We start from the raw sequence: 16790 nt of genomic DNA, 5'->3' as shown, positions 1-16790 counted from the left end.
TTCTAGTCGTATCAATGGAAATATTAGACGAACTTTCTTTGAGAAATTTATTATAAAATTGAGGAAAATTATATTTTCGGCAATAAGCATAACTGAAGTAAAGATGTTTTCTGATGTTCATTGTTAAATATTTGGTTATGAAAAAACGTAGACGCGGAGCGGCTTACCGCAGGCTACCGCCAAGAGCGCCAAGAGCGCCAAGAAATAAATATATTTTCTCGTCCTATTCAATAATTTAAATTTTGCTGCTTTTGATTCTGAATTCTTTTTGAGTAACTTGAATTAACACGTCTTCCCACATTTCCATGATTTTTTTGACACTAAATCGTTCGGTTACTTCTATTGCACGAACAGCTAAAGAATTGCGTTCTTGTTCGTTAGATATCAGCCTTTGTACTGCTGCGGCTAATGCTGAAACATCTTCATTGGGAACTAAAATTCCATCTATTCCATCACGAATAATTTCTCGCGGGCCGCTAGGACAATCTGTGGATATAACTGGTAAACCACATGCCATTGCTTCACAAATAGCATTTGGAAAACCTTCAAATCGAGAAGACATAATAAAAATATCTGCTTGTTGTAAAAAAGCATAAATATCAGTTACCATGCCTGGAAAATAAACGCGATCGCTTAATCCGAGTTCGTTACGCAAAGATTCTAATTCTGGACGTAGTTTTCCGTCTCCTAATATCGTCAATGTCCATTGTGGGTAATTATCTTTGAGTTTGGCAAAAGCTTGTAGCAATAAATCAAAGCCTTTTTCTGGTACAAAACGTCCCATAGCAATGAGCGATCGCTCTATTGAAAATTTCTCTACTGACTGCTTTTTTATTGCTGGCAATATAACCATATTAGGAATGATACAACTCTTATTTTGCAGTTTTACTGGAAAATAATCTCTTGCTCGCTGAGTTTGAAAAACAATTTTATCTGCAAATGAATAAGTCCATTTTCGTAGTTGTTGCCAATTCCAACCTAAATAGCTTTTTTCAGGATTGCTGCGTTCAGAAACTATTACTGGGATGTTCAACCACCGCGTTGCTAATAGAGTAGTGATATTAACTCTAGACATGAAGCTAATTACAACATCTGGGTCGCTATTAATAATTGCATTTCGTAAAATTTGGATACGTTTTAAATTATTCCAAATGCCAATCATTGCATTGAGAGATTTTTCAGCTATAGCCAAGGGAATGTAAGTTATATCGGAGTTTAAAGAAAAGTCCGTTATTTTATTGTCATCAAATGTTAGTAGAGTAATTTTCCATCCTTTAGCTGACCAGTAATTTGCCATGATTGACATAATACGTTCAGCACCCCCATAGGTAAGGGAATGAATGATTAATGTTATTTTCATAGCGTGCAAATATTTAAAACCACGCAGAGACGCAAATAAGAGCGATTTGAAAATTAGATTGTTAAGGTAAGAGAGTTTTGTTTGAGTTTTTTATGAGCGAAATATGATAAGAATAAGAATGCTAAGGCAGAAACACAGGCTGTTGATAAAGCAATACCCGCAACGCCAAAATAGTGGAGAAATAAATAGTTTAAAACAATATTATTGATAAGATTGTAGGCAGAAGCCCACATTAATATATGATTGGCTTGCATTGCTGAAATTAAACGTACAACCAAAATTCCTGCTACGTGGAAAGGAATTTGCAGAGCAAAACAATTTTGAATTTGAGCTACTAAACGAGTATCATCAGCCGTAAATGAACCTCTTTGAAAGAGTATTCTGACTATAGATTCAGAAAAGATAAATAAAAATGTTGATAGCAAAATAGTTGTGACAAAGATAATTTGTATATATCGCTTAAGCGTGCGACGCGTTTCTATCCAATTGTTAGCAGCTATCATTTTAGAAAAATAAGGAATCACAGCAGTACTCAATGCTGTAGTAGCCAGAGACATGGGAAATGCTATTACTTTGTTCCCGTAGTTGAGTGCTGCTACACTACCTGGTAACAACATTGCTGCCATAGATTGATCTACCAAATTTGTACTACACATTAAAAGTCCCCCTGCAATCATGGGGAAATACTGGCGAACAACTTGACGCAGATTACTATCAAATCCATACCATTTAGGAAGCCATGAAATGCCTTGTCGGTGCAATGCTATTCCTAACAGAATGATTTCTAGTGCTGCACCGCAGACTAAGCCAGCAGCTAAAGCGAAAATACCCCAAGATTTCAGCGTTAAAAGTAATACGACGGTAACAGTAGGAGTAATAATTGGTGAGAATGCTGCTAAAGCAAAACGCTCTCCTGCATTTAATACAGCACCCCAGATAACAATTATTCCACTTAAGAGAATAAAAGGTGCGATCGCGCAAAGCAAATGAAAAGTTAGCTCTAATTTTTCAGAACTAAATCCCGTCGCAATTCGTGGTAGATAAAAAGGTGCTAGAACTACCATCAATATTGTTGTAATTGTTAACAGTCCCAAGCCACTAGTTGTGGCTCCACATAAAAGCCTTTGAGCAGCTTTTTTACCTTCCTGCTCTCGTACCTGCATATAAGTAGGTATGAGAGCAGTATTAAAAGAACCAGCAATGACATTAATAATAAAAGAAGGAATCAGCAAAGCAATAAAAAAAGCATCGATGTCATCGCCAGTGCCAAACCTCTGAGCAACAACTAATTCTTTACCAACAGCCGCCACTTTAACTAACGCTGTCAATAAACCAACTATCATCGCCGCACCAAAAATTTGGCGATTGATAGAGCCACTTGTCAGCTTCTTCCAGCGATTAACTAAGCTTTGCATTTCTCACTCTCTCTGCGCTTCTGGTATTGAAAATTCAACTTCGCTGGAAGCTGGCGCTTCGACTTTCGAGTGCGTCGGTGTGTGAGAGAAAAAGTAAGGTTTACGCAGTAAAGATAATTGAGATAACCTCATATATATATTCAGCAAACGTAAATATAATTTTCCCTTCAAAGTAATTCCATAAACACAGTTAAAATTCTTGATAACTTCTCCACCAAACTTTTCTTTGAATTGATTAATACCCAATTTTTCCCGATCTGTATTTCCGGTATACCAACCGCCAAAATCATAAATGGAAAGACCCAAATTTTTAAATCTCACAATGTCTTGCCAGTGATGATAACGATTTGCTCGTCCTAAAATTGATTGATAAGAAGTATCATCATTCTTTTTCAAAGATGCAGAATGTAAAAGACGAACTCTATTTTTAGTCCGATAATAAACATGCCAAACTAAAGACTCATCATTTAACTTAACTCGTGAAATATCAATTACACCAGCATCAGCACGATTTTTTAGTTGAATCCTATTAATTTTAGTCAAACCTTTCTGTGAAGCAAATGAATCATAAAAATCAGAAAAATTATTTAGAGTATCAGAGTCAATTTTCTCCCAATATTCATAAATAATATGGTCTTTTTGCTCTGCTCGTCTAATTTTGTATCTATCATTACTGCTGATACATTCCCAAAGTTCATCTTGACTTTTAGTTAAATTAATCAATCTCGTGTAAAATTCATCAGACTGACCGCCTTTAATGGGGTGTAACAATTGCCTATAATGCACTACATCGACATTGCTTAATTTTTCTGAATTTTCATCAAACCAGACTTCTCCTACTGAAAAGATAAACTTCTTTGTAACAATTAACATCTTTTCTATTCCTCGCTATTTTATTCAAATAAATTTATTGAAGTTTGATTGCTCGCATCTTCTTCTCTCCGCGTACTCTGCGTCTCTGCGGTAGCCTGCGGCAAGCCGCTGCGCGTCTACGTAAAAAGCTTCACAAATCAAAATCAAATTAGCCTTAACCAAACTTTCACTTATTGAATCTTGGCTCAAAAACTAATCGATAACGCTTTCCATCCACACATGCAACCCATTTGTTTTTATCAATTTGGTGAGCATCAATATGGTGCATACCTATTTGATTCCAACCGATTCCACTAGCTTTAATAACTGGATTATTTTTAACTTCCTTCTCTTCATAACTCGTTGTTGTCAATTCAGTTATTTCAAACCCTCGAACTTGATGACCATATATTCGCTCACAATCCTGGGTATATCTCACAATTTTGTCATCGAATACTATAACTCTACCCGCTGGCCTTGCTATACTTTTATTTTCCTGAATTACAGGACTTTTCGGATGTTCAACCCAACCATCCATTAAACCTTCAGAATAATAAAGACGTAATGTATTTCTTGATTCTGATGTTGCAGTTAATAACCACCAAAAATTATTGTGTTGAAAAATACTAGTATCTGCAAAATCACTTTGGGTTAATAAACTTTTGACGTAAGACCATTGTGTTGGAAAATTAATTGCTTTATATAAACGAATAGAACTAGCTTCAGAAGTTTCTGGAATCAGATAATAGTCATTTTGAAATTTGAATACATACGGATAAGATAAATGAAACGGTTCATCAAGTACAATTTGTTGGTAATTCCAGTTATATGCATCACTGCTAGTTGCCAGTCCTATTACTCCTTTATTTTGTAGACCATTCAAAACTTCAAAGAACATATACCAAATGCCGTCCTCACAAATCATAAATGGGTCAGCAACAAAGTGTGCTGGAACATCTGTTATGTCTTTGGCAGTTAATACTGGATTAATAATTTTGTCTGGAGAAACCAAATCAAAAGGAGATTCGCCTATATAAATTCCAATCGACCACTCACTTCTTCTGGTGACAAAAACCTTGACGATGTTTTTAATCCCAGCCAAATATCTATTATTGCGCCTATAAACTCTATCGAATACCTGCGAAATACTGTTGATATTAGAGGTTTTGTACATATTTATTCTTGAAATTAAGGTAGATGCTAAATTACTCAAGCTGATGGTGTTTTTTAAGATTTCACCTGTGCGAGCATATTCATGTTTGGCTTAACTCTGAGTGAAGTATTGCTAGAAATACTTGATGCCAGATAATTATTTAAATGTTTGGGTTTATATCCTGGTACTAATTGTTCTAGTAAAAATAGAATAAAACTAATATCATTTTTCACTGCTGCTTGGCACAAAGTAGCCACAGTAACATCCAAGTTTTCTGGAATAATCTTACTAGCATTTTTTACTACTAACAGTTTTTGGTGTTCGGTTGGTTCATATTCTTCGCCAGGAATAAATAATTCCTCAAATAGTTTTTCTCCTGGACGCAAACCAGTAAATACAATATCAATATCTTGGTTAACTTCATATCCAGAAAGGCGAATCAATTCCTTTGCTAAGTCAACAATTTTTACAGGTTTACCCATATTCAGCATCAAAACTTCGCCACCACGACCAAGTACCGCAGCTTGCAAAACTAGTTGAACTGCTTCGGGAATAGTCATGAAATAACGACAAATATCTGGATGAGTAACTGTTATTGGGCCGCCTGCTGCAATTTGTTTTTTAAAAGTAGGAACTACACTACCTCGACTGCCTAAAACGTTGCCAAAACGCACTGTGACATAAGGCTTCCCACTTTCTCTCGCAGCTTGCAGCACCAACATTTCAGCAACTCTTTTACTAGCACCCATCACATTAGTAGGGTTAACTGCTTTATCTGTAGAAATCATCACGAAATGTTTTACATCATATTGCAAGGCTAGTTCTAATAAATTTTTTGTTCCCATTACATTGTTCGTGATTGCTTCTACTGGATTTAATTCCATTAGTGGGACATGTTTATGAGCCGCAGCGTGAAAAATTACATCTGGTTGGAAAGTTTCAAATCCATGTTCTAATCGAGATTTGAAGCGAATATCAGCAATAAAGCTAGAAATTTCAGTAGGATTAATTGATGATTTGCCTTCGTTTTCAAGCAGTTGAACGAGTTGTTCTAATTCTTGTTGAATATTGAAAACGGAGTTTTCTCCATGTCCCATAAGTATCATTTTGGCAGGATTGCATTTAAAAATCTGGCGGCAAAGTTCGCTACCAATCGATCCACCCGAACCTGTAATCAATACTGTTTTACCTTGAAGAAATTGGGAAACTTTTTCAAAATCTATTTGTACGGGTTCTCGTCTGAGCAAATCTTCAATTCTCACATCCCTGATGCTGTCAACTCGCACGCGACCATTGAGGATTTCATGTATACCTGGTAAAGTGCTAGTTTGAGTGCCGGTTGCTTTGCAAATATCTACAATTTCTCGAATAACTGCACCTGCAACTGTCGGCATAGCAATGATAACTTTATGGATTTGCAGAGATTTTAAAACATCAGGAATTTGATAGCGATCGCCAACTACACGAATCCCACGTATGTATGCTCCAAATTTGCGAGGATCGTCATCAATAAAAGCAACAGGATAAAACCCTAATTGCGGATTTCTTTGCATTTCTTGTACCAGAGAAACTCCAGCATTTCCAGCACCAACTATCAACACGCGTTCTTGGGGATTAAATACTGGACGCTGCTGACTAATTCTCTCTACAATCCGAATACTAAAACGCAATCCTCCAATGAAAATACACGAAAGTAAACCATCGATTAAAGGTAGCGATCGCGGCAGTATATCCAATCTTAAATATGCTAAAAATCCCATACCATCAAAGAATACAGCTTGGATTAATACCGCAATCCCCATCAGTATAGTTATATATAAAAGTTCCTCAATACTGGCATAGCGCCAGTAAAGTCTATAAAAACCAAAATTCCACAATACAGTCAGTTTGACTAATAAAAAAACTATTGTGACAGTTCCTAGTTGTAATTTATATTCTTCGAGGAACAATTTCCCATCTAGGCATAGGTTTAAAGCTAATAAAGTTGTTGTCAAAAAAACAATAATATCAAAAACAAATAAATGCCTATTTCTGATATTCAGCAAAGTATTTAATATTTTGCTAATTAATTTTTGAGGTAGCCAATTGGAAACAAGTAACAATGATAAATTCATGCCTGTCAAAACCTCTAGAATAATCTAAATAATCATCGGTTCCATTAGACAATCAAATATAGCCGTTTATCCTCAAAAAAGGATTTGTATAGTGTAGAGTTACCCTGTAAATCAAAATTTCAGTAGTTTGGGAATGTAAGCGGTTGCCTAACTTACATTAAAGTATTAATTGTTTAGAAAATTAATTTTTTCAATTTCACACTTGAGTGTATATATTATTGAGCATTATCATTTATCTCAGGAAAGTATTTTGGCTCTAAATAAATACACTGATTTTTCTAATTCAACACTTCATAACAAGTAATAGTCAGATTATAAGACTATGAAAACTTGCTTTTAATGTTTTATCTTTCTAACCATTTTGTAGCAGTTTTTAAGTTGTTGCGTCATGCCAACTTGGCGTAAGTTGTGCATATAAAAAGACATAACAGCCTATGCTTATTTGTATGTTAGTAATTGTTGCTACTCAACAACGTCAAATTTGCAACTTCAAAGAAAATCAAAGTCCAACTTAAGCCCTGATGAATAAAATTCAGAGCTAAATAAACAAAACCCGCCTGCGCGGGTTAAAATTTTTCGTTAGTCCAAAACGAAATTGATTAAATTACAGCAAGGTAGCACAGCTACCATAACCTACTACCTATTCATGGATTCTGGATTCTGAATTCTGAATTCTGACTTCTGACTTCTGACTTCTTCTTAACTCCTAAACCTTTGCTTCCAAAGATTTGAGTAACTCGGTATTCACACCCGATTCACGAGTTAGGGCGATTTTGCCAGTGCGGGCGATTTCTCTAAGACCAAATTTTTGTAACACCTGCACGATCGCCACCATTTTACCTGGATCTCCCACAACTTCTAAAGTCAAAGAATCTTCCGCCACATCCACAACTCGCGCCCGGAAAATCCCAGACAGTTCGATAACTTCAGAACGATTGCTGCTAGTAGCATTCACCTTTAACAGCATCAATTCTCGTTCCACACAAGGAGTTTCGGTAATATCCTGTACTTTGAGGACATTGACTAACTTGTATAATTGCTTGGTGAGTTGTTCGATGACGCGATCGTCACCAGGTACAACCATCGTAATTCGTGAAACACCTCCCTGTTCAGCCGGGCCAACAGCAAGGCTTTCAATATTAAAACCACGACGGGCAAATAAACCAGAAATGCGGGACAGAACACCCGCCTCATCTTCTACGAGAACAGAAAGAGTATGTTTCATCTTCGCCAACAGAGGCTAGAGCAGGATTTGAGTAACGCAGACACTAGCTAAAGACTACGCTAGACGTACTGCTCCACTAAAAAATAATAAGTGAGACCTTTTATTTTAAACTTAATAGCCGCACTCATTTCAATTGATAGAGATAATTTGTCCAGAAATTATTTCGCAAGCAGCATTCTCGGCGATCGCATCTCTTTTCATCGGCAGATGTTAAACGTTGGCAAAACTTATATATTAAAATCCGATCGAACATTTAATCGGAGATAAGTTGTTATGGGTTGGTTACAAAGACTATTTGGAATGGAAAAACCTCAAAATGCTGAAGTAAACCCTACTCCACAGGCAATACCCCAAACTCCTACTGCTGCGCCTACCGCTACACAAACAATACCGCCAGAACGTCTAGGATTAAATGGAGAATATGACCAAAGCGGTCTAGCCAAACGAGTAGCGTTAGCATTCGACCAAGACGACCAACTTGATGATGTTAATACCCTTTGGGTTGCTCAAACAGGCAGCACTGTAGTCTTAAAAGGTAAAGTTCCCAACCAACAAATCCTCGACAGAATGATTTCTGTCGCCCGTACTGTCAACGGCGCCACAAACGTTGACAGCAGCCAAACTACCGTCGGCTAGGCAATCAGGGGGATGGGGAGATGGGGAGATGGGGAGATGGGGAGACAAGGAAAATAACTCCTAACTCCTAACTCCTAACTCCTATTTATCCAATCTAAAATCGCTTGGTTGACTTGTTCGGGACATTCATCATGGGGACAATGACCCACGTCTTCTAAATTCAGCACTTCCAATTTCTCGTTATATTGGGCAAATTGGCTAGCCAAAGCTGGCGGAACAAAGCGATCTTTTTGTCCCCAAATTAACAGCATGGGAATTGTTAAGGTTGGTAATAACTCCTTGACATTCGGACTAAAATTAATTCCAATTGTCGCTTTAAATAAAGCGCTAAACGCCCTCGCCGAACCCCGGTCTTGGGGAGGGCCGGCTAAAATTTCTATCAATTCGTCGGTTATCGCTTCTGGGTTAGCGTAGGCGAGACTCGCCCAGCGACGCAGCACCCCCGGACGACGCACAAAGTTAAACACAGGTTTGAGAATAAACGGCGAAGCAACAATATTTTTGATTCCTCTCACCACCGGTCGCAGCGCAGGAGGAATTGCTTCTTGTTCCAGCGAAGGATCTGGTAAACTCATCATCACCACACCCTGCACCATGTCAGGATGAGCCGCCGCCGCTGCTAGAGAAATCAGCGAACCGTTAGAATTGCCGATTAATATTGCTGGTTGGCGGATAAACGTTTGCCAAAAATCGTAAACTTGTTCTACCCAAAGTTCCACGCTGTAATTAGCTGCGGCTTTTTCCGAAGCGCCAAAACCCAGCATATCTAGGGCGTAAACTGTGTGATGTTCGGCTAACACCTCTAAATTATGTCGCCAATGACCAATGGAAGCGCCAAAGCCATGTAACAGAATTAGAGGTTGTGTTTTTTCGTCATTTTTGGCAGAGCGAATATAAGTATAGCGAGTTTGCCAGCCCCGCCAAACCCAATCTCTTTGATTACCAACTCTTTCCTGCCAGTGTAGTGTAGTGGTCACGTTGCTTCGCTCCGAATTGAAAATTCAAAATTTAAAATTAATAATCTCGAATAATAATGAGGCTTGTATCTTTTTTGTTTTTGGTCACAGTTATCTGTAATTTTTTAGCCTTGAAATACTATTATAAAAAAATTACCGAAATGTGTATGATATCAAAATCCTTGTAGAGACGTTGCAATGCAACGTCTCTACATTGCAATGCAGAATGACTATTTAAACAGCAGTTAAAACAGGCTGGAAAGGTTGCAATAAAATACCCAAAATTTTATCAACTTCTTTAATATAGTACTCCGTGGAATCTATATAAACAGTCGTCTCTTCTATAAATAAAAATTTCCAGTTAGTTCCACTAGTAACCGAGCCATAAATTCGCCCGACTTCATTACCTTGATTTTGATTGAACAACTGCGCTGCAATCATGGCGGCTACACATTGACCAAGACCGCCGATAATATCTTCTTTTTTCGCCTCAAAAATAAACATTACTGGCGCAGAAATAAATAATTGCTCCTGGGAATTGCTGATGATGTAATCGCAAAAGCCTTGCAAGCCTTGAGTTGCATCAACATTAAATTCGTTGCCAGAAAACAGTGAGATTTGATTATTTAATAATCGTCTTACCTCTGCCAGGATTGGTGCAATTAAAAACTCCGATCTAGCTTTTTCAGTTGAAATTGCAGTTGCTAAAGGAATGTAATCTATTAAAATTGTTCTCAGAGTTTCTGATGGTGTAATAGGTTTTGTCTCAACAAATAAATTCCGAGTTTCATCGAGGGTTAAGTTAAAAGTTTTTTTGACCTTAGCGAGACTAAAATCGCTGTATGCCATTTACTTGTGTCCTGCCAAAATTTGTTCAGCACTCAAATCCAAGTCTGGAAAAATCGAAGAGATAATGCGTTCTTGTCCTCGGAATGCAACAGCATCATAGAACCCTTCTACTAAGGTGCATATTGTTACCACCTCTTGAATCGGGTCAACAATCCAGTATTCAGGAATTTCGAGAACTGCATACTCAGAACGTTTACTGCGGTAGTCTGTGGTTTGTGTAGATTCGCTGACCACTTCTACTACTAATATGGGAGGAGTTTCGTTGAGTTCTATTACAGCTTCTCTATTAGAAAGTGCTTCCCATTGCTGTGTAAATAATACTACCACATCTGGAATTCGTGAAGTGTCCCAACGTCCAGAGCGGGGGGAACGGACTCCTACAGAAAACTTTTGTGCTGTCCAATGGCTGCCCATTTTTGCACTTTCGTCATCAAAGCTGCGTTCTAAAAACTTGGAGATGCCACCGTGCTTGCCAGTGCCAAGACTCATGGGGATTAATTCTCCATCTACCAATTCATATTGGGTATCCGTGCCATCTTTATATTTGAGATACTCTGCAAAAGTCAGTTTTTTAGTGGTTGCAGTCATAGCAAATTGATGACTCAATACAGCTATTCTATGCAATAAGGCATTTCCAACAAATAAATTAATACTACTTGTGAGGTGGACATCTTGTCCGCCCAGTCCATAGGGCGGGCAGGATGCCCACCCCACAAGAGTTAATTGGATATTTTTTTATTTGGAAGTCCCTAACCGCCCTTTTAGCGTGAGTTTGACTGCGATTCGAGGTTAGCTTGATTCGCCAACTCTTTTGCCCTCGCGTAGGAATCAAACTTTAATTTATTATTCCACTGCTGTGCTTTGTTGAACTTTTCAACAGCGCCATCAATATCATTTTTTCGCGCTAAGTTCTCACCTTGGATGACTAACACTGTCGCCCCTTGCACCAACCGCGTTGGAGTTTGGCATGATTGCAACTCTTCTAACACTTCTGCATGGGCAATGAGGTAATTATTTAGCAAGTTGCAACCACTGAGTAATAAATTATCGAAATCCAAATCCCATAAAATCGCGGTGTTGTCATTACTGCCAGAAGCCAGTGTCTTGCCATCGGGGCTGAAGACGACGCTATAGACCCTACTGCTATGCTCAGTGAGGGTTTTGATGGCTTTGCCCGTGCTGACATCCCAGAGTTTGATGGTGTTGTCATCACTGCTAGAAGCCAGTGTCTTGCCATCGGGGCTGAAGACTACGCTTATGACCGTACTGCTATGCCCAGTCAGGGTTTTGATGGCTTTGCCCATGCTGACATCCCAGAGTTTGATGGTGTTGTCAAAACTGCCAGAAGCCAGTGTCTTGCCATTGGGGCTGAAGACTACGCCCCAGACCGAACTGCTATGCCCATTCAGGGTTTTGATGGCTTTGCCCGTGTTGACATCCCAGAGTTTGATGGTGTTGTCATCACTGCCAGAAGCCAGTGTCTTGCCATCGGGGCTGAAGACGACGCTATAGACCCTACTGCTATGCCCAGTCAGGGTTTTGATGGCTTTGCCCGTGCTGACATCCCAGAGTTTGATGGTCTTGTCAAAACTGCCAGAAGCCAGTGTCTTGCCATCGGGGCTGAAGACTACGCTTATGACCGTACTGCTATGCCCAGTCAGGTTTTTGATGGCTTTGCCCATGCTGACATCCCAGAGTTTGATGGTCTTGTCAGCACTACCAGAAGCCAGTGTCTTGCCATCGAGGCTGAAGCCGACGCTAATGACCCAACTGCTATGCCCAATCAGGGTTTTGATGGCTTTGCCCGTGCTGACATCCCAGAGTTTGATGGTCTTGTCATCACTTGCAGAAGCCAGTGTCTTGCCATCGGGGCTGAAGACTACGCTTCTGACCGAACTGCTATGCCCAGTCAGGGTTTTGATGGCTTTGCCCGTGCTGACATCCCAGAGTTTGATGGTCTTGTCAAAACTTGCAGAAGCCAGTGTCTTGCCATCGGGGCTGAAGCCGACGCTAATGACCGAACTGCTATGCCCAGTCAGGGTTTTGATGGCTTTGCCCGTGCTGACATCCCAGAGTTTGATGGTCTTGTCAGCACTACCAGAAGCCAGTGTCTTGCCATCGGGGCTGAAGCCGACGCTAATGACCCAAGTGCTATGCTCAATCAGGGTTTTGATGGCTTTGCCCGTGCTGACATCCCAGAGTTTGATGGTCTTGTCATCACTTGCAGAAGCCAGTGTCTTGCCATCGGGGCTGAAGACTACGCTTCTGACCGAACTGCTATGCCCAGTCAGGGTTTTGATGGCTTTGCCCGTGCTGACATCCCAGAGTTTGATGGTCTTGTCAAAACTTGCAGAAGCCAGTGTCTTGCCATCGGGGCTGAAGCCGACGCTAATGACCGAACTGCTATGCCCAGTCAGGTTTTTGATGGCTTTGCCCGTGCTGACATCCCAGAGTTTGATGGTCTTGTCAAAACTGCCAGAAGCCAGTGTCTTGCCATCGGGGCTGAAGCCGACGCTAATGACCGAACTGCTATGCCCAGTCAGGGTTTTGATGGCTTTGCCCGTGCTGACATCCCAGAGTTTGATGGTCTTGTCAAAACTGCCAGAAGCCAGTGTCTTGCCATCGGGGCTGAAGCCGACGCTAATGACCGAACTGCTATGCCCAGTCAGGGTTTTGATGGCTTTGCCCGTGCTGACATCCCAGAGTTTGATGGTCTTGTCAAAACTGCCAGAAGCCAGTGTCTTGCCATCGGGGCTGAAGCCGACGCTAATGACCGAACTGCTATGCCCTTCTAAGGAATTAACCTCGATCGCTCGATTTTCTTTCTTCTCATTTGGCTTTAAATAAACCGCTTGCTGTAAAGTTAACACAGCGTGCATTAGAGTATCGTTTTCGTGCTGTGCCCAAAGTGTATGCTTGAGTTTGCTACTTGCCCTTAAGGCTGTTATTAAAGCATCTGGATATTGTCCGGAAATAGCAAACGCTTCTGAAGAATTATTGATGGCATTAATTTGACTAACATTTGCCTCTACTGCCCACTGGAATGTTCCCGCTGCTAAAGCAGCAAATCCTAAACCTGCGGCGACGGAACCAAAAAGGGCGCGTCTAAGAAACTTATTCAGTTTCGTCTCACTAATTTTTCTTTGTTCTCGTTCCTTTTCCAGTTGCGCCATCACCTGCTTTAACTTCGGTTCCTGTTGCTGGCGGATAAACCCGGCGATGTAGTCATGCACCAGTTGATAATGGTCAGCTGGGTTTTCTGGTAACAAAACCACCAAGCCAGATTGGACAAAAATTTCTAAAATCAAATCTAATTTGCCGGTTTGAGAGGCTTGTTCCGCCCTAGATTCCGATCCCCCCGCCTTCGGCGACCCCCTTAATAAGGGGGTGAAAGAAATTAAGCCCCCCTTTTTAAGGGGGATTGGGGGGATCTCCGAAAAGTACTCCTGTAAATCCCGTTCCAATTCAGCACGAGTTTTTAGCGGGCGAGTTCCTTTGCCATCTGTCAGCAAATAAAGTAATAATTCAGCCACCTGCTGATTTTCCACGCCGCAATCATTAACAACTTCATCCAAATAACGCTTAACCAGTTGTTCTTTTGTGCCGCGTTGCTGATATTCTGCCAGAGTTGTAATGTTCTCAGTTTGCAACTGCGCCCCTACAACCTGTAACTCAATGGGACGCACTTCACCCAATTCTGCGGCTAAATCTTGCACCAGTTGTTCCACTAAACCAGGTTCCAACCGAAAACTAGTATTTTCAGTTAAACGCTGGATAATTGACTTGGCATCATCAGGCGAGAAGTTGCCTAACTTGTAAAGCACGTTATTACTGAGAATGTCATTGCCTATAATCTTCAGGCTGGGCAAATCATTGCACTCTAGCAAGTAATGGATGTAATCCACCCGCAGCGATAAGATAACTTTCAGCGATAGAACATTCAGACACTCTCCCAGAAACTCAAAGAATTGCTTCCTTTGCGCTGGTTCGGTGTAAATAAAGAAAAATTCCTCAAATTGATCGAAAATTAACACCGTGCGGAGGTTACGCCGTTCGTTTTCTTTGAATCTGGATACAAAATATTGCGTAGTTTGACCTTCTGAGGGTGAATGTTGACCTTCTGAGGGTGAAAGTTGACCTTCTGAGGGTGAACGTTGACCTTCTGAGGATGAAAGTTGACCTTCTGAGGGTGAACGTTGACCTTCTGAGGATGAAAGTTGACCTTCTGAGGGTGAAAGTTGACCTTCTGAGGATGAACGTTGACCTTCTGAAGATGAACGTTGACCTTCTGAAGATGAAAGTTGACCTTCTGAAGATGAACGTTGACCTTCTGAGAGTGAACTTTGACTTTCTAACTCTCCCTCATCTCCCCATCTCCCCACCTCCCCATCTTCCCACCTCCCCAAAACCCGCCCCAACTCTTCTACCCAGTTGGTGTAAACCCGCATGGCTACAGGTAAATTATCTTGAATACCGATCGCTTTATTCTTTAAAGCTGGCACCAGTCCCGCATTTATTAGCGAACTTTTACCTACACCTGATGGCCCATGAATTACAATCAACTTTTTATCTGGGCGACCAATGCGTTCAATTAAACGTTCTAAATCCAATTGACGACCAGATGCAGCAATTTCTGGGGCAATACTATCTTTCTTATCAACCCGCAGGGGTGCAAGTCCTGTGGCTGCTAACTGTTTTGTCGCCTGTAATCTCCCAGCACCAATAAACGCCCGCAAACCAAATTGTTGTTCCACTGAACGCTGTTGCTGTTTGGTTTCGTATGCTGCGAGATATGCTTTTTGCTCAAAGTAAAGCTTTTGCAAATGAGCGAGAATGTTGAGATAAAGCTTTAAATCTACCTGCGGATTGCTGATATATTTTGCAGTTTCTAAGTTAGAAATTGCCTGTTGATAGTCACCTAAATGATATTGAGAACGAGCCAAAATAAATCGATAGAGACTCAAATCATTTGATAGAATAACCTGTTGTGGTGGTAGGGTAGCACGGCTGTGCGCCCCTACAATATTTATGGCTTGCTGTGCGAATTTATTTGCTTCAAGCCAGTGTTCTTGAGCTAAAGCAACTTCAGCTAAAAAGCCGTAATCCTTTGCTATTTCTGTTGGCTGATTATCAGCCTGATGTATTTTTAATGCTTGTTCGGCAAAGTTTTTTAGGTGTTCCCATTCTTGTAAATCGCGCAGAACAACACCAAATTTAAATATCGAATTTGCAATTAATCTTTTATTTTCCCCAATTAAACTGATATATTTTTGAATATAATTCCTAGTGCTTTGCCAATCTGGATGATTAACATCTGGAGTTTTAAAGGCTTTGAGATAATAGCAAAATGCAATATCGCCAAGGATTTTGATTTGCTGTTGTATATAATTAAGTTGTTTAAAAATCGCTAAAGCTAGTTGATAATGTTCTAAAGCTACATCGATTTGATTATTAACTTGTTTGACCAAACCTAATAAAGATGATAAATTAGCTTTGACTTCTAGATGAGAATCTTGGAATTCACGTGGTAAATCTCTCTGGGCTGCTGCTAATTCTGTTTGTAAAATTCCATAATCATTTAAACTTAAATCGAGGTCATTGTTAAAGTATTGCTGTGCAAGTTGTTGAAGTAAATTAGTTAGGTCATCCTGAGCGATCGCAAAATTTCTCGTAGTAGCCCAACTCTCCAAATCTGGAGCTACTTGCATCAATTGTTTGTAAATTTCATCATCAATCCACAACACCAAAGGAAAAGCAAAATTCTTGCGAAACTCTTCGCGCACCTGATTAGCAGAAGTCAACATCGCAGTTATATTTGGCACTGTCTCTAAACCCACAACCATGACACAGCCTTGTAGGTTCTCGCCAAATTCGTCCCGAATGGCTGTATAAAGAGTTCTGTGAGATTGCTGCACTACCAACAGATGAATTTCAACTTGGCAGATTTCCTGCAATTTTTGGATTAAGCGATCGCGCAGTTTGGCATAATTACACCGTGCCAAAATCAGCTTAAATTGTCCTACGGAAGATTCGATCGCCCATGCTAATTGTTGCAAAGAGCGATCGTTGTTTACAAGGCGAGCTTCTAACGGTTGCGAGTCTGTCATAAACTGACATAAATCTAGAGTTGTGTGCAGATTTTGACGTTGAGTCAACATATCCCGCCTTGCACTCAAGTGCAAGGCTAATAGCTAAAGTCCACTCAAGTGGACTGGAGCTAAATTATTAGT

At 40.1% G+C, this 16790-nt stretch carries 11 protein-coding genes; 1 reads left to right on the top strand and 10 read right to left on the bottom strand.

Going from position 1 to position 16790, the window contains the following annotated elements; translation table 11 throughout:
• Positions 1-235 precede the first annotated feature (235 nt).
• The 6 genes from NSTC745_RS08365 to ilvN form a co-directional block, all read right to left on the bottom strand.
• Positions 236-1360, bottom strand: coding sequence for a glycosyltransferase family 4 protein (locus NSTC745_RS08365; protein ID WP_445636740.1), 1125 nt, complete (start codon positions 1358-1360; stop codon positions 236-238).
• Positions 1361-1413: 53 nt separating this feature from the next.
• Positions 1414-2775 (bottom strand): murein biosynthesis integral membrane protein MurJ, encoded by a 1362-nt coding sequence (gene murJ, locus NSTC745_RS08360; protein WP_445636739.1) that lies wholly within the window; start codon positions 2773-2775, stop codon positions 1414-1416.
• Between the two features lie 3 nt (positions 2776-2778).
• The gene (locus tag NSTC745_RS08355) at positions 2779-3648 is read right to left on the bottom strand and encodes a hypothetical protein (protein WP_445636738.1); all 870 of its coding nucleotides are present in this window, start codon (positions 3646-3648) and stop codon (positions 2779-2781) included.
• A 166-nt stretch (positions 3649-3814) separates the two neighbouring features.
• Positions 3815-4801: a glucosamine inositolphosphorylceramide transferase family protein gene (locus tag NSTC745_RS08350; RefSeq protein ID WP_445636737.1), complete on the bottom strand. Its 987-nt coding sequence runs from the start codon at positions 4799-4801 to the stop codon at positions 3815-3817.
• A 53-nt stretch (positions 4802-4854) separates the two neighbouring features.
• Positions 4855-6894, bottom strand: a complete 2040-nt coding sequence (locus tag NSTC745_RS08345) for a polysaccharide biosynthesis protein (RefSeq protein WP_445636736.1) — start codon at positions 6892-6894, stop codon at positions 4855-4857.
• Between the two features lie 706 nt (positions 6895-7600).
• On the bottom strand, positions 7601-8119 hold the full coding sequence (gene ilvN / locus NSTC745_RS08340) for an acetolactate synthase small subunit (RefSeq protein WP_096535064.1): 519 nt from the start codon (positions 8117-8119) through the stop codon (positions 7601-7603).
• A 273-nt stretch (positions 8120-8392) separates the two neighbouring features.
• Between ilvN and NSTC745_RS08335 the strand changes: the two genes are divergently transcribed.
• Entirely contained in the window at positions 8393-8755 is a 363-nt protein-coding gene (locus tag NSTC745_RS08335; protein ID WP_445636735.1) for a BON domain-containing protein, read from the top strand.
• A 74-nt stretch (positions 8756-8829) separates the two neighbouring features.
• Here NSTC745_RS08335 and NSTC745_RS08330 read toward each other — a convergent pair whose 3' ends face one another.
• The 4 genes from NSTC745_RS08330 to NSTC745_RS08315 all read right to left on the bottom strand — a co-directional run bounded on the left by NSTC745_RS08330 (position 8830) and on the right by NSTC745_RS08315 (position 16667).
• Positions 8830-9732: an alpha/beta fold hydrolase gene (locus NSTC745_RS08330; RefSeq protein WP_445636734.1), complete on the bottom strand. Its 903-nt coding sequence runs from the start codon at positions 9730-9732 to the stop codon at positions 8830-8832.
• A 213-nt stretch (positions 9733-9945) separates the two neighbouring features.
• Positions 9946-10560, bottom strand: a complete 615-nt coding sequence (locus NSTC745_RS08325) for a hypothetical protein (RefSeq protein WP_445636733.1) — start codon at positions 10558-10560, stop codon at positions 9946-9948.
• On the bottom strand, positions 10561-11274 hold the full coding sequence (locus tag NSTC745_RS08320) for a Uma2 family endonuclease (protein WP_445636732.1): 714 nt from the start codon (positions 11272-11274) through the stop codon (positions 10561-10563).
• A 47-nt stretch (positions 11275-11321) separates the two neighbouring features.
• A complete protein-coding gene (locus NSTC745_RS08315; RefSeq protein WP_445638558.1) occupies positions 11322-16667 on the bottom strand; it encodes a WD40 domain-containing protein in 5346 nt (1781 codons plus the stop codon).
• Positions 16668-16790 lie beyond the last annotated feature (123 nt).

Source organism: Nostoc sp. DSM 114161 (genome assembly GCF_052692665.1).
The sequence above is the reverse complement of the archived record's forward strand: the minus strand, read 5'-3'. Positions and strand labels throughout refer to the sequence as shown.